The sequence below is a fragment of the Actinoplanes sp. KI2 genome (assembly GCF_025630775.1).
Taxonomy (GTDB): Bacteria; Actinomycetota; Actinomycetes; order Mycobacteriales; family Micromonosporaceae; genus Actinoplanes.
The window spans coordinates 1-637 of the sequence record NZ_JAOSZE010000142.1; the positions used below are offsets into that span (position 1 = coordinate 1).

The following is a 637-nucleotide window of genomic DNA, read 5'->3' on the forward strand; positions in this document are numbered from 1 at the left end:
AAGAGGCCGGCGTCGACTGGAACGTCATCTTCCTGCTGCTGGGCATGATGCTCATCGTCGGCGTGCTGCGGCGCACCGGGGTGTTCGAGTACGTGGCGATCTGGTCGGCCAAGAAGGCCCGCGGCCGCCCGTTCCCGATCATGGTGATCCTCGTCGTGGTCACCGGTGTCGTCTCGGCGGCATTGGACAACGTGACCACCGTGCTGCTGGTCGCGCCGGTCACGCTGCTGGTCTGTGACCGGCTCGGCGTCCCGCCGGTGCCGTTCCTGATCGCGGAGGTGTTCGCCTCCAACATCGGCGGGACCGCCACCCTCGTCGGGGATCCGCCCAACATCATCATCGCGAGCCGGTCCGGGCTGAGCTTCAACGACTTCCTGGCCGTGCTCGCCCCGTTGGTCGTCGTGGTGCTGGTGGTGCTGCTTGTGCTGTGCCGGATCATGTTCCGGCAGGCGTTTCGGTACGACGTCGACCGCGCGGCCCGGGTGATGGCGTTGCGGGAACGGGACGCCATTCGCGACCCGCGGCTGCTGGTGATCAGTTTGGGCGTGCTGGCCGGAGTCCTGGCCGCGTTCCTGCTGCACACCCTGGTGGGCCTGGAACCCTCGGTGGTGGCGCTGCTCGGCGGGCTGCTGCTGCT

1 protein-coding gene is annotated in these 637 nt (G+C 68.3%); it reads left to right on the forward strand.

From position 1 onward, the window contains the following. The coding region (locus ODJ79_RS46670) for an SLC13 family permease (protein WP_263030197.1) at positions 1-637 on the forward strand (637 nt) is incomplete at both ends.